We start from the raw sequence: 2,269 nt of genomic DNA on the forward strand, positions 1-2,269 counted from the left end.
GTTCCAAAGTAACAACAGCCTCCAAGCCACTTATAGCATTCAATGTAGTTTCTACTTTAGTACGACATCCATTGCAACTCATTCCGGTAATTTTATAAGAGTGTTTCATTTTTTTATTATTTAAGATTACTTATACAAATATCGTAATAAATCTACTTTTTTGTGTTACACAATTTTGGCTAAGCTTTGTATAATTAGCAAGTTATAGATCATTTTTAACTATTAACACTTTTAGCTTCTTGAACTGAGTAGGGGTTATACCAGTAGTTTTCTTGAATTGATTGCTTAAATGCGCTGTACTACTATAATTAAGCTGAATTGCAATTTGACCTAACGTCATATCGTTATTGATTAATAGTTCTTTTACTAATTCAATTTTTTGGGCAATAAAATAATGCTCAATTGTCAACCCTTCATTTTTTGAAAATAATTTACTTAATGTACTGTAATCCTGCCCTAAATCGGAGGTTAGATAGTTTGATAAATTACTTTTCAGTAGCTCCTTTTTATAGTGTATTATATCAATGATTAAACTTTTGATTCTTTCAACTGTCCTATTTTGCTTGTCATCTAACAGTTCGAAACCAATTATTTTAAGGTTTTTTGATAGTGTTTTTATTTGACTTTCGTCCAAATTATTAGCAATTTCGACTTCCCCTAATACTATCGAAATAACAGTAAACTTCATTTTTTTCAATTCAGTTATAATTGCTAATTCACAACGGCCGCAAACCATGTTTTTAATATAGAGCTTCATTTATGACATCATTTTGTTATGTAAAATAGTTCGAATTTTTATTTTCACAGAACTTAACCGGCCTCGGATAGAAGTTTGGAATTTAAAAGTAATGTCGTGTTGTGGGTAATTTTCTTATTCGTTTAATTACTTCCACTTCGAAATTAATAGCCAATATTAGTGACACTTTCAATACTTGTATCAAGGCCGTTTAGATCCGTTTTTTCTATCTTTTTTATATTACTGAAAACATCTTTTATCCCACATCAATTGTTCTCGTTGTAAATTTTAATTTTTAATAATTCAAGTTTGCTCCAAACCCTAGACCCATATCACTATCATAATGGGTAGTAATTCCAAAGTTCCTTTTTACTATATATCTCAATCCTGCCATGTATTCTTTATCGGTATTCCACATTAAATTCATTCGTAATCTTTTTGAAACAGGAATGTCTTTTCGTTCAAATTGTAAGCGCACATTTCCGTCAGTGAATACTTCAGCTTGTGCCATTATGAGCATCGGTAAGGTATAATTAAGACCCGCACTAAGAAGAGCTCGTCTATCTTTGGTATTAGTTTGCCCAAAAAGATTACTTTCCTGTATATCCATTCCCATTTTTCTATACCTCCAATCAAAGCCTATAAATGGCATGATCCATTGCATTTTACCTATGTATCTACCTATGTGGGTTTCAGTTTCGTATCCATGTTTGTCGTTGTAACCCAATCGCCATTCTGTACCGATACTCCATCGGGTGCTTTGATACATCGCTTCTCCATCATTTCCATTTGTAGCAAAATCATTTTCAGCCATCAAATGGAATTTTCTATCATCAGCAAATAGTTTGCGCTGTGCTAATTTGGGGTTGGGAATTTCGGGATTTGGTGCTTGATTTTCATAAGAGAAAACACGGCCCATACCGCTCATCATATGATATAAAATATGGCAATGAAAGAACCAATCCCCTTCGATATTAGCATTAAATTCAAAAACATCGGTTTCCATAGGCATGATATCGACAACGTTTTTTAGAGGAGCATAATCTTCTTGACCATTTAAAAGTCTAAAATCATGACCATGTAAGTGCATGGGATGACGCATCATAGAGTTATTGTGAATTGTGATGCGAACATTTTCTCCTTTTTTAATTAATATTTTATCTGATTCAGAAACTACTTTGTTGTCTAAACTCCAAACATAGCGATTCATATTTCCTGTTAATTCAAATTTTAATTCTCTTATTGGCGCATCCTTTGGAAGTGAAGTTTTTGTGGGTGATTTCAACATTGCATAATTTAATGTTGTGATATCCGATAGCGCATTACTGTTATAATCACCTTCAGTCATCTTCATATTCTTCATTTTTTCATCACCTTTCTTTTTTTGTTCTCCTGTAATTTCTGGGTACATTACCACATTCATATCCATTTGATTATAAGACATCTTCATACCCATATCATCTAAATCGCCATTCATTTTCATCATCCCATTCATCATTTTCATACCTTCAAAATATTTAAGTTTGGGAAGTG

3 protein-coding genes are annotated in these 2,269 nt (G+C 32.2%); all 3 read right to left on the reverse strand.

Annotated elements, in window-relative coordinates; genetic code table 11:
* Positions 1-109: cation transporter (locus P8M54_RS16350; RefSeq protein ID WP_366525151.1), on the reverse strand; the 109-nt coding region annotated here is incomplete at its 3' end.
* A gap of 93 nt (positions 110-202) precedes the next feature.
* Positions 203-757 carry an AraC family transcriptional regulator gene (locus P8M54_RS11260; protein WP_300287958.1) on the reverse strand — a complete coding sequence of 185 codons (555 nt, stop codon included), beginning with the start codon at positions 755-757 and terminating at the stop codon, positions 203-205.
* Between the two features lie 274 nt (positions 758-1,031).
* A partial coding sequence (locus P8M54_RS11265; RefSeq protein WP_300287959.1) for a multicopper oxidase domain-containing protein occupies positions 1,032-2,269 on the reverse strand: 1,238 nt, incomplete at its 5' end.

It is taken from the genome of Flavobacterium sp., from assembly GCF_029242675.1.
GTDB lineage: Bacteria > Bacteroidota > Bacteroidia > Flavobacteriales > Flavobacteriaceae > Flavobacterium.

Coding starts and splice junctions, on each gene's coding strand:
- P8M54_RS11260 (WP_300287958.1), bottom strand. CDS start 757: ATGAAGCTCTATATTAAAAACATGGTTTGCGGCCGTTGTGAATTAGCA.